Annotated in this window: 22 protein-coding genes; 16 read left to right on the top strand and 6 right to left on the bottom strand. The window is 61.4% G+C overall.

The window, feature by feature from the left end:
* Positions 1-26 precede the first annotated feature (26 nt).
* The 6 genes from BMX62_RS06810 to acpS are packed head-to-tail and all read left to right on the top strand — an operon-like array spanning position 27 to position 3,794.
* Positions 27-356: a DUF4845 domain-containing protein gene (locus BMX62_RS06810; protein ID WP_238375891.1), complete on the top strand. Its 330-nt coding sequence runs from the start codon at positions 27-29 to the stop codon at positions 354-356.
* A gap of 8 nt (positions 357-364) precedes the next feature.
* Positions 365-1,060, top strand: a complete 696-nt coding sequence (gene rnc, locus BMX62_RS06805; RefSeq protein WP_090206341.1) for a ribonuclease III — start codon at positions 365-367, stop codon at positions 1,058-1,060.
* 13 nt (positions 1,061-1,073) lie between these two features.
* The gene (gene era, locus BMX62_RS06800) at positions 1,074-1,982 is read left to right on the top strand and encodes a GTPase Era (protein ID WP_202906229.1); all 909 of its coding nucleotides are present in this window, start codon (positions 1,074-1,076) and stop codon (positions 1,980-1,982) included.
* Complete coding sequence (recO, locus tag BMX62_RS06795) at positions 1,979-2,677, top strand: DNA repair protein RecO (RefSeq protein WP_090206335.1); 699 nt, start codon at positions 1,979-1,981, stop codon at positions 2,675-2,677. The genes era and recO overlap by 4 nt, the downstream gene beginning before the upstream one ends.
* Positions 2,674-3,423 (top strand): pyridoxine 5'-phosphate synthase, encoded by a 750-nt coding sequence (locus BMX62_RS06790; RefSeq protein ID WP_090206332.1) that lies wholly within the window; start codon positions 2,674-2,676, stop codon positions 3,421-3,423. The genes recO and BMX62_RS06790 overlap by 4 nt, the downstream gene beginning before the upstream one ends.
* Positions 3,414-3,794: a holo-ACP synthase gene (gene acpS, locus BMX62_RS06785; protein ID WP_090206330.1), complete on the top strand. Its 381-nt coding sequence runs from the start codon at positions 3,414-3,416 to the stop codon at positions 3,792-3,794. The genes BMX62_RS06790 and acpS overlap by 10 nt, the downstream gene beginning before the upstream one ends.
* Here acpS and BMX62_RS06780 read toward each other — a convergent pair.
* Positions 3,784-6,510: an ATP-binding protein gene (locus BMX62_RS06780; protein ID WP_090206327.1), complete on the bottom strand. Its 2,727-nt coding sequence runs from the start codon at positions 6,508-6,510 to the stop codon at positions 3,784-3,786. The genes acpS and BMX62_RS06780 overlap by 11 nt on opposite strands.
* On the bottom strand, positions 6,510-7,373 hold the full coding sequence (locus tag BMX62_RS06775; protein ID WP_143339682.1) for a type 1 periplasmic-binding domain-containing protein: 864 nt from the start codon (positions 7,371-7,373) through the stop codon (positions 6,510-6,512). The genes BMX62_RS06780 and BMX62_RS06775 overlap by 1 nt, the downstream gene beginning before the upstream one ends.
* 94 nt (positions 7,374-7,467) lie before the next feature.
* Between BMX62_RS06775 and cysM the strand changes: the two genes are divergently transcribed.
* The 4 genes from cysM to BMX62_RS12825 are packed head-to-tail and all read left to right on the top strand — an operon-like array spanning position 7,468 to position 10,683.
* A complete protein-coding gene (cysM, locus tag BMX62_RS06770) occupies positions 7,468-8,358 on the top strand; it encodes a cysteine synthase CysM (RefSeq protein ID WP_090206322.1) in 891 nt (296 codons plus the stop codon).
* A complete protein-coding gene (locus BMX62_RS06765; protein WP_238375889.1) occupies positions 8,355-9,161 on the top strand; it encodes a 3'-5' exonuclease in 807 nt (268 codons plus the stop codon). Before cysM ends, BMX62_RS06765 begins: the two co-directional genes overlap by 4 nt.
* 17 nt (positions 9,162-9,178) lie before the next feature.
* Complete coding sequence (rlmD, locus tag BMX62_RS06760; protein WP_090206320.1) at positions 9,179-10,513, top strand: 23S rRNA (uracil(1939)-C(5))-methyltransferase RlmD; 1,335 nt, start codon at positions 9,179-9,181, stop codon at positions 10,511-10,513.
* Between the two features lie 20 nt (positions 10,514-10,533).
* A complete protein-coding gene (locus tag BMX62_RS12825; RefSeq protein ID WP_156055378.1) occupies positions 10,534-10,683 on the top strand; it encodes a hypothetical protein in 150 nt (49 codons plus the stop codon).
* A 7-nt stretch (positions 10,684-10,690) separates the two neighbouring features.
* Here the strand turns inward: BMX62_RS12825 and dapD are convergent, their stop codons facing one another.
* From dapD to map, 4 genes are all read right to left on the bottom strand, one after another.
* A complete protein-coding gene (gene dapD / locus BMX62_RS06755; protein ID WP_090206318.1) occupies positions 10,691-11,512 on the bottom strand; it encodes a 2,3,4,5-tetrahydropyridine-2,6-dicarboxylate N-succinyltransferase in 822 nt (273 codons plus the stop codon).
* 59 nt (positions 11,513-11,571) lie between these two features.
* Positions 11,572-12,768 carry a succinyldiaminopimelate transaminase gene (dapC, locus tag BMX62_RS06750; RefSeq protein ID WP_090206315.1) on the bottom strand — a complete coding sequence of 399 codons (1,197 nt, stop codon included), beginning with the start codon at positions 12,766-12,768 and terminating at the stop codon, positions 11,572-11,574.
* Between the two features lie 70 nt (positions 12,769-12,838).
* Complete coding sequence (glnD, locus tag BMX62_RS06745; protein WP_090206312.1) at positions 12,839-15,526, bottom strand: [protein-PII] uridylyltransferase; 2,688 nt, start codon at positions 15,524-15,526, stop codon at positions 12,839-12,841.
* 7 nt (positions 15,527-15,533) lie between these two features.
* Positions 15,534-16,307, bottom strand: coding sequence for a type I methionyl aminopeptidase (gene map, locus BMX62_RS06740; protein WP_090206309.1), 774 nt, complete (start codon positions 16,305-16,307; stop codon positions 15,534-15,536).
* Between the two features lie 226 nt (positions 16,308-16,533).
* On the opposite strand from map, the gene rpsB reads away from it, so the two are divergent.
* The 6 genes from rpsB (at position 16,534) to BMX62_RS06710 (ending at position 21,366) form a co-directional block, all read left to right on the top strand.
* Positions 16,534-17,316, top strand: a complete 783-nt coding sequence (gene rpsB, locus BMX62_RS06735) for a 30S ribosomal protein S2 (RefSeq protein WP_090206305.1) — start codon at positions 16,534-16,536, stop codon at positions 17,314-17,316.
* Between the two features lie 70 nt (positions 17,317-17,386).
* On the top strand, positions 17,387-18,262 hold the full coding sequence (gene tsf, locus BMX62_RS06730) for a translation elongation factor Ts (RefSeq protein WP_090206302.1): 876 nt from the start codon (positions 17,387-17,389) through the stop codon (positions 18,260-18,262).
* 117 nt (positions 18,263-18,379) lie between these two features.
* A complete protein-coding gene (pyrH, locus tag BMX62_RS06725) occupies positions 18,380-19,108 on the top strand; it encodes a UMP kinase (RefSeq protein WP_090206299.1) in 729 nt (242 codons plus the stop codon).
* A gap of 108 nt (positions 19,109-19,216) precedes the next feature.
* Entirely contained in the window at positions 19,217-19,774 is a 558-nt protein-coding gene (frr, locus tag BMX62_RS06720) for a ribosome recycling factor (RefSeq protein ID WP_090206295.1), read from the top strand.
* Between the two features lie 19 nt (positions 19,775-19,793).
* Entirely contained in the window at positions 19,794-20,546 is a 753-nt protein-coding gene (gene uppS, locus BMX62_RS06715; protein WP_274377162.1) for a polyprenyl diphosphate synthase, read from the top strand.
* Positions 20,539-21,366: a phosphatidate cytidylyltransferase gene (locus tag BMX62_RS06710; protein ID WP_202906225.1), complete on the top strand. Its 828-nt coding sequence runs from the start codon at positions 20,539-20,541 to the stop codon at positions 21,364-21,366. Before uppS ends, BMX62_RS06710 begins: the two co-directional genes overlap by 8 nt.
* Positions 21,367-21,374 lie beyond the last annotated feature (8 nt).

Genomic DNA, 21,374 nt, shown 5'->3' with positions numbered 1-21,374 from the left:
AGGAATCAGGGCGAAGCCTGATCAATATGCTGATCATTGTGTCCATGGTCGGGGTTATCGCCATGGCCGGGATCAGGCTGGTGCCGATTTATAGTCAGCATTCAACGGCAATGGCAGTGATCAAGGAAGTGGCCGCCTTACCAGGGGCCGCCGAGCGGAGTATGAGTGAACTCTGGCCTGATCTGGAGCGCCGCTTTCGCATCAACAAGGTCACCCAGATTGGTCGGGAAGATTTTACCACCACTGACCAGGGGGGAGTGCGCAGTCTGAGGGTGACCTATGAAGTGCGAACTCCCATGATGGGCAATGTGGACGCGGTGGTCACTTTTGACCGTAGTTTTGTGCTGGCCAGATAGGGCTGTTGATGCATACCAAGACCACAGGACTGGAGGCGCTGTTGCCAGCATCCTTGCAGGGGTCCGACCTGCTTCGGCAGGCGCTGACTCACCGTAGTGCCGGCCAGTGTCATAATGAACGACTGGAATACTTGGGAGATAGCGCCCTGAACTTCATCGTGGCCGACCATCTGTTTGCATTGCGCCCCCAGGCCCCGGAAGGAGAGCTGAGTCGGTTGCGGGCTGCACTGGTCAATCAGGATAGTCTGGCCCGGATTGCCCGTGATCAGGGCATGGGGACTTTGCTGAGCTTGGGGGATGGAGAGCGCAAGAGCGGGGGGCACCGGCGGGATTCCATTTTGGCGGATGCTCTGGAAGCAGTTATCGGCGCGGTCTATCTGGCCACGGATTTTGCCACCACCCGAGACTTTGTACTGCGCCTGTATCAGCAGCGATTTGCCACTTTACCCAGTGCAGAAGCCCTCAAGGACCCCAAGACCCGGCTCCAGGAGTGGCTGCAGCGCAAGAGCCTGGATATTCCCAGTTATCAGGTGCTGGAAGTCACCGGCAAGCCCCATGATCAGCATTTCAAGGCGGCTTGTCACATCAAGTCTTGCAACATTTCGGTGATCGGAGAGGGCAGCAGCCGTCGCCGGGCCGAGCAGGCTGCCGCGGTCAAGGCCTTTGCAGCCCTGACCCATTCCGAGGAACCGCAGTTTGGTTGATAAATTCCAAGCCATGACAGCTAAAGACATGCCCTCCCGCTGTGGTTATGTGGCTATCGTCGGTCGTCCCAATGTGGGCAAATCCACGTTGCTCAATCAGTTGGTGGGAGAAAAGATCGCCGCCGCCAGCCGCAAGCCCCAGACCACCCGCCACCGTATTCGCGGTGTAGTGACCCAGGGGGCTGATCAGCTGGTGCTGGTGGACACCCCCGGAGTGGACCCGACCACCCCAAAACTGTTGGGCAAGGTGCTCAACCGCACTGCCCGGGCCACTTTGGACGATGTGGATGCTGTGGTATTTATGGTGGAAGCCGGTCGCTGGGAGGCGGGAGATGAGCAGTTGGCCGGCTGGCTGGCTGCCAGTGGCCGCCCGGTGGTGCTGGTGATCAACAAGGTGGACAAGCTCAAGGACAAGGACATCCTGCTGCCATTGATTGATCAATTGCGCGGCAAGCTCAACAGCCATGATGTGGTCCCCTTGTCCGCCCTGCGGGGGATGAATATGGAGCCTCTGTTGACCACCCTGATGGCCCTGTTGCCGGCTGGACCCCACCTGTTTCCCGATGACGAGATCACCGATCGCAGTCAGCGCTTCAGGGTTGCCGAAGTGATCCGGGAACAGTTGCTGGAGCGTTTGGGGCAGGAAGTCCCCTATGCCACCTCGGTGGACGTGGACACCTGGGAAGATACCGGCGCTGCAATCCATATCGGGGCAGTGATCTGGGTAGAGCGGGACAGCCAGAAATCCATTGTCATTGGCAAAGGTGGGCGCATGATCAAGGCGGTGGGTACCGGCGCCCGGCATGAACTGGAGGATATGCTCCAGCACAAGGTGATGCTCAAGCTCTGGGTGAAGTTGCGGGAGGGCTGGCAGGGCGATATCGACGGCATTCGCCGCATGGGGATCGACGTGGAACCGTGACTCCGGTTTCCGGTTCCATCGCCTTTGTGCTCCATGCCCGCCCGTACCGGGAGTCCAGTCTGCTGCTGGAACTGCTCACCGCCACCGAGGGGCGCACGGGGGCCATCCTGCGTGGCGCCCGAAGCCAGCGGCCCCCCCTGTTTTCCCCCCTGGAAGTGACCTTTCGGGGCCGTGGCCAATTGCCCACCCTGACGGGTTGGGATGATTTGGGGGGGGTGTCCTTGACGGGCAACCGGGCGGTTTGTGGCCTGTATATCAATGAACTGGCGGTCAGGTTGCTGCCCCGGCATATCCCCCAGCCGGCATTTCTGGCGGTCTATGCCGCTACCCTGTCTGCCCTGGGGGATCCAGACCAGGCGCTGGAGCCTGTTCTGCGTCGCTATGAACTGGCCCTGCTCAACCTGCTGGGAGAAGGGCTGGAGTATGTGGTGGTCGAAGACCTGGAACCACAGCAACTTTATCGGGTCGATTCCCTCTCGGGGGTGCGACAGGCCGATATCCACGATACACCCTCATCTCCCCGGACCATCCAGGGGGAGGCGCTGGTGGCTCTGCTCACCGACCGCCTGGTTGCCCCGGCCCATCAGCGTCAGGCCAAGCGGCTGCTGCGTGGGTTGCTGGAGCAGCATCTGGATGGCAAACCCATTGTGTCACGTCAACTCTTCGCCCGCGGGCGACCGGATATGTCATCATGAATTCAGTGCCTTGCCCCTTGCGCCTGGGGGTTAATATCGATCATATCGCCACCATTCGCCAGCAGCGCCACACTGTCTATCCGGATCTGGCCCAGGCAGTGAGCCTGATTGAGGCCGCCGGCGCCGATATTATTACCCTGCACCTGCGGGAAGACCGGCGTCATATCCAGGATGCAGATGTGCATGGCCTGCGGGATGTGATCCAGACCGCCATGAATCTGGAGATGGCTGCTACCGGGGAGATGCACGCCATGGCCCTGGCGGTGCGTCCCCAGGCCTGTTGCCTGGTGCCCGAGCGTCGTCAGGAACTCACCACCGAGGGCGGGCTGGATGTGTTGACCCACGAAGCCCGTTTGCAGGATTACTGCGCCGGTCTGATGGAGGCGGGTATTCAGGTGTCCTTGTTCGTGGAGCCGGAGCTGACCCATCTGGATGCAGCAGCCCGCATCGGCGCTCCGGTGGTGGAACTGCATACCGGTGCCTACGCCTCGGCCACAGATCCGGCGCGTCGGGCTGTGTTGCTTGAGCGAATCCGCCAGGCTGCCGCCCATGGGCAGGCCATGGGTTTGACGGTCAATGCCGGTCATGGGCTGGACTACAACAATGTCGGCGCCATTGCCGCCATCCCCCAGTTGCATGAACTCAATATTGGCCATGCCATCGTGGCCCAGGCTCTGTTCTGTGGCATCCACGAAGCGGTGGTGCAGATGCGTACAGCCATGGATGCGGGACGGTCATGCGCCTGATTGGCATCGGCACCGATATCACCAGCATCCAGCGTATCACGGCAATGCTGGAGCGCCACGGCGAGCGTCTGGCCCGGCGTATCCTGCATCCCGATGAGTATGCCGATTTTACCGCCGCTGCCCAGCCTGCCGCCTTCCTGGCCCGGCGTTTTGCCGCCAAGGAAGCGGTTTCCAAGGCGCTGGGGGTAGGGATTGGGGCCCGGATGCGTTTTGAGGACGCCCAGGTGGATCATGATGTCAGCGGGCGTCCTTTGCTGAAGCTGTCCGGTCCTGCTGCAGTCACGGCAGCCGCGCTGGGGGCGCGGGAGATTCAGATCAGTCTGTCCGATGAACGGGAGTACGCTTTGGCGTTTGTCATCATCACAGGTTGAGCATCTGGGCTTCCAGTGCCAGCAGGGCGTCCACCTCTTGGAGCAGGGCCTGTCGCAATGTGGGAATGGTGGCATCCTCCCCATCTCGCAGGGCATTTTCCAGGGCGCTGGCTGCAGCTTCAAGTCGAGCAGTGGCACAGTAACGGGATGCCCCCTTGAGTTGATGGGCCAGCTTCACCAGGACCGTCTGCTTGATGGCTGGATCATCCAGATCCCGGCGGGCCTGTTGCAGATCCCTTAGTAGCAGGGTCGCCAGTTCCCTGGCCAGTGCGGGTGAGCCACCGGCCATGCGTAGCGCCTGGGCGGGGTCATGCCGGGCCTTTTCCCCCGTGGTGGAAACCGGAGAGACGGTGGCAATATCCTTGGGGAAACGGGTCAGACAGGCCATGACATCAGCCTGGGAGGCCGGCTTGATCAGCACATGATCAAACCCGCTGGCCATCAGTGTGTTGTGGGTGTTTTCCTGGGCGTCGGCCGTCACTGCGACGATTTTTACACCAGGCGCCTCCCGCCGGATCGCCTTGAGTGCCTGGAGGCCATCCATCACCGGCATGTGCATGTCCATGAAAATCAGGTCATGGCGGGTGACCAGATAGCGTCGCAGGGCCTGTTCTCCATGTTCGGCTTCATCTGCCTGGGCGCCACAGTGATGCACAAATTCGCACAGCAGTCGGCGATTGGTGGCATTGTCATCGGCCACCAGCACCCGGATGCCGCTCAGGGTCTGATTCTGGGGCGAGGGGGATTTGGGCGGTTCTGGCACCATCTCGGGCGTGGTTCTGAGCTGGCGCCGGAGATGGTCTTGTAGCATGTCCACCGTCAGGTAGGGGGGGATCAGCAGTACGCCCTGTCGGCGTAGCTGGGTTTGCTGGAAGATATCCAGGGTATTGAAGGCTGTCAGGATCACCCGGCTGGCCAATGTCTGCCGATTCATCAGCACATCCAGCAGCACCGGGGGCGGTTGGCGCAGCCAGATCAGACCCGGACTTTTGGGGTGGTCTTCCAGCATCTGAAGAAAATCATCCACCTCGATCTGACACTGGGTGTGCAGGCCCAGGCGCTGTAGACAGCCCTGGGCGATGAAGCAGACTTCTGCATCATCGGTCAGCAGGGCCATGGGCGCCTGCCATTTTTCCGGATCACTGTCATCTGGCGGGGGGGAGACCACATGGATCGGGATATGCAAATGGAAAATACACCCCTCCCCCGGTTCGCTATCCACTGTCAGTTCCCCGTTGAGAATACTGATCAGCCCCCGGGCAATGCTCAGTCCCAGCCCGGAGCCGATGTGAACAGGCTGGGCTTCCCGGTGGATTTGATAAAACGGCTCAAAGATCCGCTCCAGGTATTCTGCTTCGATGCCGGCACCAAAATCTTCTACCGACAGGGCCAGCATCCCGCTCCGGTCCGGGTGAGGGCCGACACGGACGATGACATGACCGTTGCGGGTAAATTTCACGGCATTGGTGACCACATTGGTCAGCAGTTGCTTGATCCGCAAGGGGTCACTACTGATCCATACCGGCGTGGCGGGATTCATCAGCAGGCTGATGTCCACATTTCGATCTCCCGCCACCCCCCGACGACACAGGCTGATGACTTCCAGAACCAGGGGTCTAAGGTCGAACCGGGTGTGGTGGATGGCCACGGTGCCCGCTTCGATATGGGAAATATCCAGCAGATCGTTGACCAGTTGCAGGCTGTCCCGGCTGACGGCCTCGATGGTGGTGATCCAGCTTCGCTCCTGTTCATCCAGGTTACCCTGCTGGCTGAGCAGTTCTGCATAACCCTTGATGGCACTTAAGGGCGTGCGTAGTTCGTGGCTGATACTGGCCAGAAACCGGGTTTTGCGCTGGTTGATCAGGTCGGCCTGTTCCTGGGCCTGGAGCAACTCCCGGTTTTTGGTGTTGATCAGGGTCAGTTGATCCCGCAGACTGACCGTGGCGGCATGAATCTGTTCCAGCATCACCTGATGGGAACGTTCGATGCTGTCGGCCATGCTGTTGATACCCTTTTGCAGTCCCCCGATTTCGCCGCCGACCCGTGCCCGACTGCGGGCGGCAAGGTCGCCCTGGTCGATCTGTTTCACCGTGGCGGCAATCTTTTCCAGGGGGCGGGACAGGGACAGGGAAAGATGAGGAATCAGTAAAAACAGGCCGATGATCACCAAAACGGTGAGTCCCAGGCTTTGCATGATCCACTGCACCTGTTGCAGGCTGATGGGCAGATTGCTCAGGGTGATCTGAACGCTGCCAATGGGGCGCTCATCCTGCCAGATGATCTCTTCTTCCTTCATCAGGGACAGATGGCGCGGGTCAAGGGCAGAGAGGTGGATGTCCCGCCGAAAATGCACAATGCGCTCAGTGAACAGCTGTCGGGCCATCCATCGTTGCCAGCGGGGCACCTCAACAGCATCGGCAGTGCCCTGGTATTCGTAAATCAGGGTGCCGTCGTAATCCTGGATCAGGATTCCGATCATGTCGGGCTGGGCGCGGGCCTTGGCGGTGATGGCTTCCAGGTAAGCCTGATTGCCAGAGATGACGCCGTATTCGGCAGCCGGCCCCAAAAAGGCCACCAGAGTTTCGCCCCGATCCAGCAGTTGCTTGTCCAGTTCCAGTATTTTGATGCCCACCCAATGCAGGGTCAGCAGCAGGGCTACAAACAAGGTAGGCAGCAGGGACAGGGTCAGGATGCGTTGCCGGATACCCCAGTGCATCAGGGGGTTTCCACATGAATCTGCAGTGATCGGGCCATCTGGTGATTAATCACCACCTGATAGCGGGTGGTATGTCGTTGTGGCAGGGGCTGTGTGGTGTATGGCGCCTGTTCCCGTAGCAGTGCCAGGGCTTCTTTGCCGAGCATTTCCGGATCGGCATAAATGGATAGCATGGCCCCGGCCCGGTGCAGGGCTTCCGAATGACCGATCAGGGGGATACCCAGGCGGTAAGTGGTCATCATGATGCTGATGAGGGTTTTGGCATTGTAAATATCCCGGTCGGGCTGGGTTACGATGGCATCCCCGTGGCGGGCAGCATGGATAAAGGGTTCCAGCAGATGCTGTTTGGGGTCGTGTATGAACACAGTCAGGTTGTCTGGCCAGTCCATCCGGTGGGCCTGATCCTGCGGGCTGGTCACCATGGTGAATTGTCTGAGCATGGGGATATGCTGTTTTGCAATCTCCAGTCGCTGCGTCAGGGGCAGGTCCATGAACAGGGCAGCAAAACGTTCATTGTGATCCAGATGCTGTAACAGCTGCTGGTGCTGATTCATGGTAATCATGATGCTGAGCACCTGGGCCTGCCGGGTGGTTTCCAGTGTTTTTTTCAAGGCCGCCGGGCCAGAGGTGATGATCAGACACTGGTGGCAGTCGAAGTGATGCAGCCAATGCTGGGCTTCTGGTGATGTGATTGCGACGAACAGGGGCGCCGGATGGGACAGTCCCTGGCGCAGGGGGGCGTAGGCCTGCTGATGGGGCAGGCTGTCCTCACTGGCGAGAAACAGGGTTCGGGGCAAATGGGATGGACTGTCGGCACCCAGGGTCAGCATTGGCCAGCTCAGTGCCCAAAGCAACAAAATCATGGACCAGAGCCGTGGTTGGCTGGGGGGGCGCTGTCGTTCTAATCCCCCTGGCGGCATGTTTATAATGGGGTCCGTCTTTTGAGGTTGTATTTGCATGAATCATCCGACCCTGGAATCCTTCGTGGGCAATACGCCCCTGGTCCGTTTACAGCGTTTGCCGGGACAGACCAGCAATACCATTTTGGCCAAACTGGAGGGCAATAACCCGGCGGGTTCGGTCAAGGACCGTCCAGCCTTGCGCATGATACAACGGGCCGAAGCCCGGGGGGACATCTGTCCTGGTGATACCCTGATCGAGGCCACCAGTGGCAATACAGGCATTGCCCTGGCCATGGCAGCCGCCATCAAGGGGTATCCGATGATTTTAGTGATGCCGGAAAACATGAGTGAAGAACGACGGGCCACCATGAAGGCCTTTGGCGCCCGGATCGTTCTGGTAAGCCAGGCAGAGGGCATGGAAGGCGCCCGGGATCTGGCCCAGCAGATGCAGGCGGAAGGTAAGGGACGGGTATTGGACCAGTTTGCCAACCCGGACAATCCCTCGGCGCACTACGAAACCACCGGGCCGGAGATTTGGCGGGATACCGAGGGTAAAGTCACCCATTTTGTCAGCGCCATGGGCACCACCGGCACCATCATGGGGGTCTCCCGTTATCTCAAGGCACAAAACCCCGATGTGCAAATCATCGGGGTACAACCAGAAGAAGGGGCCGCCATTCCCGGCATCCGGCGCTGGCCCGAGGCCTATCTGCCCCGGATTTATGAACCGGCCCGGGTGGATCAGGTGCTGGATATCAGTCAGAAAGCGGCAGAAGACACCATGCGTCGTCTGGCTGCGGAAGAGGGTATTTTTGCCGGTGTGTCCTCAGGGGGGGCGGTGGCGGCTGCCCTGCGCCTGTCGGCGGATGTGGACAACGCGGTGATCGTGGCCATCATCTGCGACCGGGGGGATCGGTACATTTCCACCGGGGTCTATCCTGCATGAGCGTGGCATTATCTGAACCGGTGATGGTGTTCGATATCGAGACCATTCCCGACGTGGCCAGTGGCCGCCGGCTCCTGGGTCTGGAAGGGCTCGGTGACGAGGACACCGCCAAGGCCATGTTCCAGTTGCGGCTGCAGAAGACCGGCAGTGAGTTTCTGGCCCATCACCTGCATCGGGTGGTGGCCATCTCCGTGGTGCTGGCCACCCGGGATCAGCTCAAGGTCTGGTCCCTGGGTGGGCCGGAGTCCGACGAGGCGGAACTGGTGCGGCGCTTTTTCGAGGGTATCGAGCGCTATGCCCCCACTCTGGTGACCTGGAACGGCGGCGGCTTTGATCTGCCGGTGCTCCATTACCGCAGCCTGCTGCATGGGGTATCGGCCCCCCGTTACTGGGATACCGGCGATGACGATCGCAATTTCCGTTACAACAACTACCTCTCCCGCTACCACTGGCGTCATCTGGATTTGATGGACGTATTGGCGGGTTTTCAGATGCGGGCCAATGCCCCCCTGGACGAGGTGGCTTCCCTGCTGGGCTTTCCCGGCAAGATGGGCATGGGGGGTGCCCAGGTCTGGGGTGCCTGGCTGGCCGGGGATATCCAGGGCATCCGCCATTACTGTGAAACCGACGTCCTCAATACCTATCTGATTTACCTGCGTTTCGAGCACCTGCGGGGTCGTCTGAGTCCTGAAGGGCTGGCCCGGGAACAGACCCGCCTGGCCGAGATGCTGGCCGCCGCATCCCAGTCCCATCTGCAGGCATTTCTGGCAGCCTGGCAGGGTGCCTCCGCTTCCTCCACCTGAATCGACCGATCACATCCATGAGTTCCCGACGCCGATCCCGGCTGCCCCAGGCGGCAGTCCAGACCCATATTGACGCCATCACCCACGAAGGCCGGGGCGTTGCCCGCATCGAGGGCAAGACCGTCTTCATCGACGGTGCCCTGCCCGGGGAAACCGTCACCTTCCACTATCACAAGCAGCATCGGCGCTATGACGAGGGGCGGGTGGAGGCGGTGCTGGAAGCCTCGCCGGACCGGGTGGAACCCCGTTGCCCCCATTTCGGCCTGTGCGGCGGCTGTGCTCTGCAGCACATGGACCCGGCGGCCCAGGTGCGGGCCAAGCAGCAGGTCCTGCTGGACGATCTGCGGCATATCGGTGACGTGGCCCCGGATGAGATCCTGACGCCCATCACCGGCCCGGTCTGGGGCTATCGCCGCAAGGCCCGCCTGGGGGTGAAGCATGTGCCGAAAAAGGGGGGTGTGCTGGTGGGTTTCCGGGAAAAGGGCAGCCCCTACCTGGCGGCCCTGACCACCTGCGAGGTGCTGCATCCGGCGGTGGGGCAGCGGATCATGGTGCTGCGGGAGCTGATGGGCCGGCTACGGGCCCGGGACCGCATTCCCCAGATCGAGGTGGCGGTGGATGACGCCGACCAGGTGGCCCTGGTGTTTCGCAATCTGGACCCGCTGGATGCCGGGGATCAGGCAATCCTGAGAGATTTTGGTGAGGACACCGGGTTGCAGGTCTGGCTGCAGCCCGCAGGCCCGGAGACCATCACCCCCCTGTGGCCGACCTCGCCGCCAGCGCTGACCTATGGCCATCCCGGGTACGGCACCCGGGTACCGTTTGCCCCGGTGGATTTTTTCCAGGTGAACACCCCCATCAATCGGGCCATGGTACCGCGGGCCTTGTCCCTGCTGGCGGTGGCGCCAGAACACCGGGTACTGGATCTGTTCTGTGGTCTGGGCAATTTCACCCTGCCCCTGGCGGGGATGGCGCGGGAAGTCATCGGCGTGGAAGGGGATGGGGCTATGGTGGAACGGGCGCGCCGCAATGCGGTCGAAAACGGCATCGACAATACCCGCTACCATGCCGCCGATCTGGCCGCCGATCCGGGCAACGCCCCCTGGCTGTCGGGGCCGGTGGACCGGGTGCTGCTGGACCCGCCCCGTTCCGGGGCCAGGGAAGTGCTGGCGCCGCTGGCCCGTCTGGGGGCCGAGCGCATGGTCTATGTGTCCTGCAATCCGGCCACTCTGGCGCGGGATGCGGGGGAACTGGTTCACCAGCACGGGTATCGTCTGGTGGCCGCCGGTGTCATGGACATGTTTCCCCATACGGCCCATGTGGAGTCCATGGCACTGTTCGTCCGGGCCTGAACCTGCGAGGCAGTGCCGTCATGATCGACACCACCACCCTGGTCCTGGGCAAGGGACTGCTGACCGCCGCCGTGCTGCTGGGTCTGTGCGGATGGCAGATCCTGTCGGTGCGCCGCGCCCTGGCGGCGCGGCGGCGGGCGCGGGAATCCCCGCCCCCGGACCGCCCCTGAAGCGGGGTCAGAGATCCCGCAACAGTTCGTTGATGCCCACCTTGGAGCGGGTTTTTTCATCCACCCGCTTCACGATCACGGCGCAGTAGAGGCTGTACTTGCCGTCCTTGGACGGCAGGTTGCCGGATACGACCACCGAGCCGGCGGGGATGCGGCCGTAGCTCACTTCGTCCTTCTCCCGGTCATAGATGCGGGTGCTCTGACCGATGTAGACCCCCATGGAGATCACCGAGCCTTCCTCCACGATCACCCCTTCCACCACTTCGGAACGGGCGCCGATGAAGCAGTTGTCCTCGATGATGGTGGGGGATGCCTGCAGGGGTTCGAGCACGCCGCCGATGCCCACGCCCCCGGAGAGGTGCACGTTCTTGCCGATCTGGGCGCAGGAACCCACGGTGGCCCAGGTGTCCACCATGGTGCCGGCATCCACATAGGCGCCGATGTTCACGTAGGAGGGCATCAGCACCACGCCGGGGGCGATGTAGGCGCCGCGCCGGGCGGTGGCGGGCGGCACGATGCGCACGCCGCTCTCCCGCAGTTCCCGGGAATTGCTGTCGGCCCACTTGGCGTCCACCTTGTCGTAGTAATTGGTGAAGCCGCCCTTCATGAGCTGGTTGTCGTTGATGCGGAACGACAGCAGCACGGCCTTCTTGAGCCACTCGTTCACCACCCACTGGCCGTCACGCTTTTCGGCCACCCGGGCGGTGCCCCGGTCCAGCATGTCGATGGCTTCCATCACCGCATCCTTGAGGCGGGTGTCGGCATTGCGCGGGTTGATCTCGACGCGTCTTTCAAAGGCGTCTTCGATGAGGGTCTGGATATCGGTCATGGAAACACTCCGCTGATAGGAACGTGATAAGGGTGATGTATCGCCGGGGATCGGCTGATTCAGTGATCCGTCAGGAACGCCCGGATGCGCTGGGCGGCTTCCACACATTCCGCCAGGGGGGCCACCAGGGCCATGCGCACCCGGTTGCGGCCGGGGTTGCCGGCGGCGGTGTCCCGGGACAGATAACTGCCGGGCAGGACGGTGATGTTCTGGCGGGCAAAGAGTTCGCGGGCAAAATGCGCGTCATCCATGGGGACTTCCGGCCACAGATAGAAGCCCGCGTCGGGCCGGCTCACGGGTAGGACATCACTCAGGATTTCAAGGACGGCATCGAACTTGCGGCCATAGAGATCCCGGTTTTCCGCCACGTGGGTTTCGTCATTCCAGGCCGCGATGCTGGCCGCCTGTACCGGAGGCGCCATGCTGCAGCCGTGGTAGGTCCGGTATTGATGAAAGGCCGTCATGACCTGGGCATCACCGGCCACGAAGCCGGAACGCAGTCCCGGCAGGTTGGAGCGCTTGGACAGGCTGTGGAAGACCACCACCCGGTTGAAGTCGCCCTGGTGTCGGGCCGCGACCCCAAGCAGGCCCGGCGGTGGTGGCTGGTGGTTGAAATAGATCTCGGAATAGCACTCGTCCGCGGCGATGATGAAGTCATGGCGATGGGCCAGTTCCAGCACCCGCACCAGGTAATCTTCCGGCATCACGCTACCGCTGGGATTGCCCGGGCTGCACAGGTACAAAAGCTGGCAGCGGTCCCACTGGGCCGGCGTGACGGCATCCAGGTCCGGCAAAAAGCCCTGCTCCGGCAACAGGTCCATGAAGCGGGGTCTGGCGCCGGCCAGCAGGGCGGCCCCTTCGTAGATCTGGTAGAACGGATTGGGCATGAAGACTTCCGCCGGTTGCCGGCCGCGGTCCACCACGCACTGGGCCAGGGCGAACAGGGCTTCCCGGGTGCCGCTCACGGGCAGGATATGATGCTGGGGGTCCAGCAGACCCGGGGGCAGGCCGAAACGTCGGCCGGCCCATCCGGCGATGGCCTCGCGCAGGGCATCCGAACCCCGGGTGAGGGGATAGCCCGACAGGCCGTCCAGATGGGCGATGAGGGCCTCCCGGGCCACGGCGGGCGCGGCGTGTCGGGGTTCGCCAATGGACAGGGCGATGTGTCCCAGTGCGGCCGGGGGTGTTACACCCTGCTTGAGGGCGGCCAGCTTCTGGAAAGGGTAGGGTTGCAGTCGATCCAGATCGGGATTCATCGTGCCCTATCGTCGGTGGTCGTTAAGCGGCGCGACAGTATACGCCATAATTCCACCGGTCCGGTGGTCTTCATGTGGTCTGGGGGGGCGGGTCCTGCAGTGCCTCCCGCAGGCGATCTGCGATCAGCTGCCGTCGTTCCGGGTCCTGGATGGGCTGGTCATTGAGCTCGGTGACGTAGAATACGTCATCGGCCTGCTCGCCGGCGGTGGCGATCTTGGCATTGTAGACCTTGACCCCGCAGTCCATCAGCACGATGCCGATCCGTGACAGCAGTCCCGGCCGGTCGGCGGTGGAAATGGACAGTACCGTGCGGTTGTGGTGGGGCAGGGGATCGAAGCTCACCTGGGTGGCCACGTCGAAATGCTTGAGCCGGCGCGGGGTGGTGCGCCGGATGACTCCGGGGCGCTTGTCCGGATCGTTGAGTCTTTCCCGCAGCAGTCGGCCGATCTCCTGGACCCGCTCGGCACTGGCGATGGGCTGACCGGTGTCTTCCAGTACCAGGAAGGTATCCAGGGTGCGATCGGTGCGGGTGGTGATGATCCTGGCATCCACGATGTCCAGTCCCAGCTGGGTCAGGGCGGTGGCGGTCAGGGCAAAGAGATGGGGGTGATCCTGGGTGTAGAGGAAGATCTCGGTGCTGCCACGGGCGGTTTCCTGGCGCACCAGGACCAGGGGCAGGTCCGCTTCATCCACCTCATGGATGGCGCGGGTGTGCCAGGCGATCTCGTCGGCGGAATGGCGCAGGAAGTATTCCGCGTCGAAATGGCCCCAGATCCGCAGGCAGTCGGAGGCCGCCATGCCCTGTGCCTGGAGCAGTTCCAGGGCATGGGTCTGTACCTCGCCCACCAGTTCGTCCTGGTCCGGCGGATTGTCCAGGCCGCGGCGCAGCATGCGCTGGGTAGAGCTGAGAAGGCTGGAGAGCAAGGCATTTTTCCAGGCGTTCCAGAGTTGTGGATTGGTGCCCTGAATGTCCGCCACGGTCAGCAGATAGAGATGATGCAGACGCATGCTGTTTCCCACCTGGCCGGCAAATGCCATGACCACTCCCGGATCGGAAATGTCCCGCCGTTGAGCAGTCAGGGACATGAGCAGATGGGCTTTTACCAGCCAGGCCACCAGATTGGCGTCATGGACCGACAGGCCATGGTGCAGGCAGAAGGTGCGTGCCTCATCGGCCCCCAGTTCGGAATGATCACCATCACGGCCCTTGGCAATATCATGGAACAGCCCTGCCAGATAGAGTAATTCAGGCCGGGGAATCTGACGAAACAATCGGGCACATTCGGGCAACTCGCTGTCCTTTTCTGCGACAGCAAAACGTCTGAGATTGCGGATGACGCCCAGAATATGTTCATCCACGGTGTAGATATGGAACAGGTCATACTGCATCCGGCCCACGATCAGGCCAAAAGCGGGCAGATAGGCCGGCAATACCCCGTAGCGGTTCATGCGGCGTAATTGTTGCGTGACCCCGTGGGGCTGACGCAGGATATCCATGAACAGGGTGCGGCAGGTGAGGTGGTTGCGAAAATCGTCGTCGATCAGGTGGCGATGGGCACGGATCTCCCGGATGGTGGAGGCCCGGATACCCTTGAGTTCCGGGTGTTGCTGTAACAGTAAAAAGGTTTCCAGCAGGGCCGGCGGATGCTGGCGGAACACCTGGGGATGGGTGATCTCCAAAAACCCTCGGCGGGCCTGAAAACGGCGGTTGATGGGCACCACCTCGTCACCGTGGTCCTCCAGCAGGATGGCCTCACTGAAATGTTGCAGCAGCATTTCGTTGAGGCGTTCCAGAGCCATCACGGTGCGGAAATATTGCTGCATGAACTGTTCCACCGCCAGATTGTGATCCTGGTCGGTAAACCCCAGCAGCTGGGCAAGGCGGCGTTGATAATCAAACAGCAGCCGATCTTCCCGGCGGCCACTGAGCATGTGCAGGGCAAAGCGCACCCGCCACAGGTAGCCCTGCCCGGCCACCAGATCGTGACATTCCGCTTCGGTGAGAAAGCCGTGGGAAACCAGCTCTGCCAGAGCGCCGGCACCGAAATGGCGCTGGGTGACCCAGCCGATCATCTGAATATCCCGCAGACCACCGGGGCCTTCCTTGAGATTGGGTTCCAGCCGGTAGGCGGTTTCTCCGAACCGCTGATGGCGGGCTTCCTGTTCTGCCAGCTTGGCGGCAAAAAAATCCCGGCTGTTCCACATGCGCGCCGGGGAAATCCGTGCCTGCAGGGCAGCAAACCGCTCTGGCGGCATGAACAGGGGGCGTGCTTCCAGCAGGTTGGTGGCCACGGTGATGTCCCTGGCGGCCTCCCGGGTGCAGTCATCCAGGGTGCGTACACTGTGACCCACCTCCAGGCCAATGTCCCAGAGAAAGGTCAAAAACTGCCCAATCCCTTCTTCCTGATCCCGGTCAAGGGGGGCCTCGAACAGCACCAGAATGTCGATATCCGAACCGGGATGTAGTTCCCGCCGTCCATAACCGCCCACCGCCACCAGCCCCAGACCGGGTTGTTGATGGAGCAACAGGGCTTTCCATGCGGCCACCAGCAGGTGATCCATGGCGATGGCACGGGCATGGACCAGATCGGCCACGTCCACCCCATCGGTAAAGGCTGTTTCCAGATCCTGACGCATCCGGGTCACGAGGGCCGCATACCGTTGCCGGTTCGGTGGTTGTTCCTGGTCAAGGTCTGCACAGACGGCCCCCCAGTCCAGGCGGTGGGCCATGTGGTCCGGCAGGGGAATCAGGCTCATGGAAGACTTAGCCAATCCGGGTTTCGTCCCGGCGCAGGGTGAGGACTTCATAACCGTCTTCGGTCACCAGCAGGGTATGTTCCCATTGGGCAGACAGGCTATGGTCCTTGGTGACCACAGTCCAGCCATCGGCCAGCAGGCGGGTATGACGCTTGCCCACGTTGACCATGGGTTCGATGGTGAAGGTCATGCCGGGTTTGAGTTCCACCCCGTCCCCCGGACGTCCAAAGTGCAGCACCTGGGGGTCTTCATGAAACTCCCGACCAATACCATGACCACAGTATTCCCGTACCACACTGAAACGCTCCCCTTCCACATAGCTCTGGATGGCGTGACCGATGTCCCCCAGCCGCACACCAGGGGCCACCATGTTGATGCCGCGCCACAGGGCCTCATGGGCCACGTCCACCACCCGCTGGGCCTGCACCGAGGGTTTGCCGATGATGAACATGCGGCTGGTGTCGCCATGATAGCCGTCCCGGATCACGGTGACATCGACGTTGATGATGTCGCCGTCCTTGAGACGACGGTCGCCGGGGATGCCGTGGCAAACCTGATGATTGATGGATGTGCAGATGGACCGGGGAAAGCCCCGATAGTTCAGCGGCGCAGGAATGGCCTGCTGCACCTGGGTGATGTGGTCGTGGCAGAGTCGGTCCAGTTCGCCGGTGGTGACGCCCGCCTGTACATGGGGGACGATCATTTCCAGAACCTCGGCGGCACAGCGGCCCGCCAGGCGCATTTTCTCGATTTCTTCCGGGGTCTTGATGGTGACAGGCATGCTGGGGAAGGTCCGGGGTGACACGCGATGGCCGGCGCCATGCGTTTGTTGTGAAGGACCGATTATGGTATAAAGCGCCCGCGCTCCATGCAAACCGGATATGCGGGCGCGGCAGTTCATCCGACCTTTTCCAAAATCCACACATGCGCCGACACGTGCAGCGGGGTGCCCTGTCAAAGGGGTTGCTGTTCGGGGCGTATGGAGGCTCAACCCTAAGGAGATCCTCATGCCCAATGTAACCATGCGTCAAATGCTCGAAGCCGGTGTCCATTTCGGTCACCAGACCCGTTACTGGAACCCGAAAATGGACCAGTATATCTTCGGTCATCGCAACAAGATTCACATTATCAATCTTGAAAAGACCCTGCCCCTTTTCAACGATGCCATGAACTACATGGGCAAGATGGCTGCCAATGGCGGCAAGATCATGTTTGTCGGCACCAAGCGCTCTGCCCGTGACCTGGTGGCTGAACAGGCCCGCCGGTGCAAGATGCCCTACGTCAACCATCGCTGGCTTGGCGGAATGCTGACCAATTTCAAGACCGTGCGCGAATCCATTCGCCGTCTCAAGGAACTGGAGGCCATGCGGGAAGACGGTACCCTCAATCGCCTGAGCAAGAAGGAAGCGCTGATGCGCACCCGCGAGATGGATAAACTGGAGCGCAGTCTGGGCGGGATCAAGGACATGCCGGGCCTGCCCGATGCCATGTTCGTGATTGATGTGGGCTACGAGCGCATTGCCATCAGCGAAGCCCGTAAACTGGGCATTCCGGTGGTGGCCGTGGTAGACAGCAACAATTCCCCCGATGGGGTGGACTATGTGATTCCCGGCAATGATGACGCCATGCGCGCCATCCAGCTGTATTTGACCGCTGCGGCTGACGCTGTGGGTGATGGCCTGAACGTGGCCCGTGCCAGCGCCGCCAACGAATTTGTCGAAGTGGAAGACGCCGCTGCTGCTGCCCAGCCCGCCGCCCAGCCTGCCGCTGAGCCCGTCGCTGATAAATAATAGACCGCCAGGGCCGCTCCTGATTCCGGGTCGGCCCTGGTGACACCCGATATGATTCAGGAGTAATACCATGCAGATTACTGCATCCATGGTCAAAGAACTGCGCGAACGTACTGGCGCAGGCATGATGGAATGCAAAAAGGCGCTGACCGAAGCCGGTGGTGACATGGAAGCTGCGATTGAGCAGATGCGCAAGTCCGGTGCCGCCAAGGCCGTGAAGAAAGCAGGCCGGGTCGCCGCTGAAGGTCAGGTGATGGTCGCCGCCAGCGAAGACGGTCGGCGGGCTGCCATCGTGGAAGTGAACTGCGAGACTGACTTCGTGGCCAAGGATGAAAACTTCCAGCGCTTTGTGCGTCTGGTGGCTGACACCCTGGTGGCCCAGACCCCCGCCGATGTGGAGGCTCTGATGGCCCTGTCCACCCCGGAGGGCACCCTGGAAGACATCCGTGCCGCTTTGGTGGCCAAAATTGGCGAAAATATCCAGGTGCGTCGCTTTGAAGTGATCAACACCGACGGTCGTCTGGGTCATTACCTGCATGGCACCCGCATCGGTGTGCTGGTGGAAATGAACGGTGGACATGATGACCTGGTACGTGATGTGGCCATGCACATCGCTGCCAGCCGTCCGGTCTGTGTGGATGAGTCCCAGGTTCCCCAGGCCCTGCTGGAACAGGAAGCCAGTATCTTCCGCGCCCAGGCCGAGGAAAGTGGCAAGCCGGCGGAAATCATCGAAAAGATGGTGGAAGGTCGCATCCGCAAGTACCTGGCAGAAATCACCCTGGTGGGTCAGCCCTTCGTCAAGAACCCTGACAGCACGGTTGCCAAGTTGCTGCAGGACGCCCAGGCTCAGGTTGTCCGCTTTGTCCGTTTCGAGGTGGGCGAAGGCATCGAGAAAAAAGTGGAAAACTTCGCCGAGGAAGTGATGGCTCAGGCCAAGGGCGCCTGATCCCTATGCCGATGGCGGCCACGCCTTTGGAGTGGTCGCCGCCGTCTGCACATATGCCCCGGCTCACCGCCGGTCCCCGGTTTTCAGGCTTGACACCATAACGCACCAAGGTTTCCCATGAGCAACGACAAGCGCCCCGCCTATAAGCGTATCCTGCTGAAGTTGAGTGGCGAGGCCCTGATGGGGGATCTGGATTTTGGCATTTGTCCAGATATCCTGGCCCGGGTTGCCCGGGAGGTGTCCGAACTCAGTCGTCTGGGGGTGGAGGTGGCCATCGTCATCGGTGGCGGTAATATCTTCCGTGGTGCCGGCATGGCCCAGGCGGGCATGGACCGGGTCTCGGCGGATCACATGGGTATGCTGGCCACGGTGATGAATGCCCTGGCCATGCAGGATGCCCTGGAGCGGGAAGGCAAGTTCTGTCGCGTCATGTCTGCCCTCAAGATCAATCAGGTCTGCGAGGACTACATTCGTCGTCGTGCCGTGCGTCATCTGGAAAAGGGACGCATCGTGGTCTTTGCCGCCGGCACCGGCAATCCCTTCTTCACCACCGATACTGCGGCCAGTCTGCGGGCCATCGAGATGAACACCGATGTCATGATCAAGGCCACCAAGGTGGATGGCGTCTATGACTCGGACCCCATGATTCACCCCGATGCCCGCCGCTACGAGCGCCTCACCTACGAGGAAGTGCTCACCCGCCGTCTGGGGGTCATGGACGCCACGGCCATCGTGATGTGCCGGGATAATGACATGCCCCTGCGTGTGATCAATATATTCAAGGAAGGGGATCTGCTGCGCCTGATCATGGGCGAGAATGTGGGTACCCTGGTCGAGAGAGGTTAAAGCCTCGCGGCCCGGTGGGTGAACAGCCCACTACCATTTTTGTGGCTGTCATACTGCGGCCACTATCCCTCCCCGCCCTGAAGGACGGGGTTTTTCGCGGAGGCACTGATGATTGAATCTATCAAGAAGGATGCCGCGACCCGTATGGGCAAGAGCATCGACTCCCTGCGCCAGGAAATGGCCAAGATCCGTACCGGGCGCGCCCATACCAGCCTGCTGGACCATGTGATGGTGGAGTATTACGGCAGCGAGGTTCCCATCAACCAGGTGGCCAATGTGGGGGTGGAAGATGCCCGTACCCTGACCGTCACCCCCTGGGAGCGGCCCATGGTGGCCAAGGTGGAAAAGGCCATCATGAACTCTGATCTGGGCCTGAACCCTTCCACTGTGGGTGCGGTGATCCGGGTACCCATGCCCGCGCTTACCGAAGAGCGGCGCAAGGATCTGGTAAAAGTGGTCCGCCACGAGGCGGAAAACGCCCGTGTGGCCGTCCGCAATATCCGGCGTGATGCCAATAACGAACTTAAAAACCTGCTCAAGGACAAGTCCATTTCCGAGGACGAGGACCGCAAGGGTCAGGAAGACATCCAAAAGCTCACGGACCAGTACATTGCCGAGGTGGATCGGGTGCTGGCGGAGAAGGAAAAAGAATTGATGGCGGTTTGATCGGGATGAGTTGTCCACAGTGATCCAGGCCCCTGTCAGGACTCCGGGTACGCCGTACCATGTGGCCGTGATCATGGATGGTAATGGTCGCTGGGCCCGTGCCCGTCATCTTCCGCGCACCGAGGGTCACCGTCAGGGTGTCAATGCTGCCCGGGCGGTGGTGCGTGCCTGTGCCTCCCGGGGTGTCAAGGTGCTGACCCTGTTTGCTTTTAGCAGCGAAAACTGGCGGCGCCCCCATCAGGAAGTGGGCACCCTGATGGAACTGTTCGTCAGATCGATCCGGCGTGAACTGCCGGAACTGGAAGAAAAAGGTATTCGGCTGCGTTTCATCGGTGACCGTGAGGCCTTTTCCCAACGGCTGCAGGCGCGCATGGCCGAGGCAGAACAACGTACCCGTGACAATACCCTGATGGAGCTGGTGGTGGCGGTCAGTTACGGTGGCCGTTGGGATATCACCCGGGCGGCAGCCACCCTGGCGGATCAGGTTCGTCATGGCTCGATGACGCCGGAGCAAATTACCCCGGAGGCGCTGGAGGAACAGCTGTCCACCAAAGGTTTGCCTGATCCTGACCTGTTCATTCGCACAGGTGGCGAAAAGCGGGTGAGCAATTTTTTGCTCTGGCAACTGGCCTACACGGAGCTGTTTTTTAGTGACGTGCTCTGGCCTGATTTTTCCGAGGATGATCTGGTGCAGGCTTTTGACTGCTTTGCTGGCCGTCAGCGTCGTTTCGGACATATCCAGGAACAACTGGTCGGAGGCAGTGGTGCTTAGACAGCGGGTCATAACCGGTCTTGTGCTGGCCGTGGTGGTGTTTTCGGCAGTGTTGTTGCTGCCATCCTTCTGGTTTGGTCTGGCGGTATTTGCCGTCTGTCTGGGAGGCGCTTGGGAGTGGGGCCGACTTTGCGGTTTGCACGCCCTGGGCCGCCGGGGGCTGTATGTGGCGGGTATAGCGGTGCTGACGGCGCTGGGTATCTGGCTGGCCTTCGGTGCTGGCCTGCTCTGGCCGGTGGTGATCGGGGTGCTGTGGTGGGGGCTGGTGCTGGTGGTATTGGCCGGATATGACCCACAGGCCCGAACCGGAAATCAGGCTCACTGGCGGCGCTATGGCCTGGTGGGTGCCGGGGTCCTGACCCTGGTGCCGGCCTGTATTGCCCTGATCTGGTTGCATCAAATGCAGCCGGCGCTGGTGCTGTATCTGATCATGCTCACTGCAACGGCAGACAGTGCGGCCTACTTTGCCGGACGGCGTTTTGGCCGCCACAAGCTGGCCCCCAGAATCAGTCCCGGCAAGACCCGTGAGGGACTGTTGGGTGCCATGGTGGCCATTGTACCTTTTGCGCTGCTGGGGGCTGGTTACTTCCAGATTCCCCTGGCCCTGTGGTTCTTCTTCATCTGTCTGTGCCTGATCACCGCCCTGGTATCCGTGGCCGGTGACCTGTTTGAAAGTGTGCTCAAGCGAGAGGCGGGTGCCAAGGACAGTGGCACTCTGCTGCCTGGTCACGGCGGTATCCTGGATCGTATCGACAGCCTCACCGCAGCAGCCCCGGTCTTTTTGATGGGCCTGCTTTGGGGCGCAGTTATGGCAAGATAGACCTTAAA

This window comes from Ectothiorhodospira magna (genome assembly GCF_900110965.1).
Lineage (GTDB): Bacteria > Pseudomonadota > Gammaproteobacteria > Ectothiorhodospirales > Ectothiorhodospiraceae > Ectothiorhodospira > Ectothiorhodospira magna.
Note: the sequence above shows the minus strand (reverse complement) of the source record. Positions and strands in the feature narration are given on the sequence as shown.

Bases quoted from the DNA above. Each gene is read 5' to 3' on its own strand.
- BMX62_RS06790 (WP_090206332.1), top strand. From the start codon at position 2,674: ATGAATTCAGTGCCTTGCCCCTTGCGCCTGGGGGTTAATATCGATCAT.
- rlmD (WP_090206320.1), top strand. From the start codon at position 9,179: ATGAGTTCCCGACGCCGATCCCGGCTGCCCCAGGCGGCAGTCCAGACC.
- BMX62_RS12825 (WP_156055378.1), top strand. From the start codon at position 10,534: ATGATCGACACCACCACCCTGGTCCTGGGCAAGGGACTGCTGACCGCC.
- BMX62_RS06810 (WP_238375891.1), top strand. From the start codon at position 27: ATGCTGATCATTGTGTCCATGGTCGGGGTTATCGCCATGGCCGGGATC.
- cysM (WP_090206322.1), top strand. From the start codon at position 7,468: ATGAATCATCCGACCCTGGAATCCTTCGTGGGCAATACGCCCCTGGTC.
- BMX62_RS06780 (WP_090206327.1), bottom strand. From the start codon at position 6,510: ATGCACTGGGGTATCCGGCAACGCATCCTGACCCTGTCCCTGCTGCCT.
- acpS (WP_090206330.1), top strand. From the start codon at position 3,414: ATGCGCCTGATTGGCATCGGCACCGATATCACCAGCATCCAGCGTATC.
- tsf (WP_090206302.1), top strand. From the start codon at position 17,387: ATGCAGATTACTGCATCCATGGTCAAAGAACTGCGCGAACGTACTGGC.
- era (WP_202906229.1), top strand. From the start codon at position 1,074: ATGACAGCTAAAGACATGCCCTCCCGCTGTGGTTATGTGGCTATCGTC.
- dapD (WP_090206318.1), bottom strand. From the start codon at position 11,512: ATGACCGATATCCAGACCCTCATCGAAGACGCCTTTGAAAGACGCGTC.
- pyrH (WP_090206299.1), top strand. From the start codon at position 18,380: ATGAGCAACGACAAGCGCCCCGCCTATAAGCGTATCCTGCTGAAGTTG.
- BMX62_RS06775 (WP_143339682.1), bottom strand. From the start codon at position 7,373: ATGATTTTGTTGCTTTGGGCACTGAGCTGGCCAATGCTGACCCTGGGT.
- rpsB (WP_090206305.1), top strand. From the start codon at position 16,534: ATGCCCAATGTAACCATGCGTCAAATGCTCGAAGCCGGTGTCCATTTC.
- glnD (WP_090206312.1), bottom strand. From the start codon at position 15,526: ATGAGCCTGATTCCCCTGCCGGACCACATGGCCCACCGCCTGGACTGG.
- BMX62_RS06765 (WP_238375889.1), top strand. From the start codon at position 8,355: ATGAGCGTGGCATTATCTGAACCGGTGATGGTGTTCGATATCGAGACC.
- dapC (WP_090206315.1), bottom strand. From the start codon at position 12,768: ATGAATCCCGATCTGGATCGACTGCAACCCTACCCTTTCCAGAAGCTG.
- map (WP_090206309.1), bottom strand. From the start codon at position 16,307: ATGCCTGTCACCATCAAGACCCCGGAAGAAATCGAGAAAATGCGCCTG.
- rnc (WP_090206341.1), top strand. From the start codon at position 365: ATGCATACCAAGACCACAGGACTGGAGGCGCTGTTGCCAGCATCCTTG.
- frr (WP_090206295.1), top strand. From the start codon at position 19,217: ATGATTGAATCTATCAAGAAGGATGCCGCGACCCGTATGGGCAAGAGC.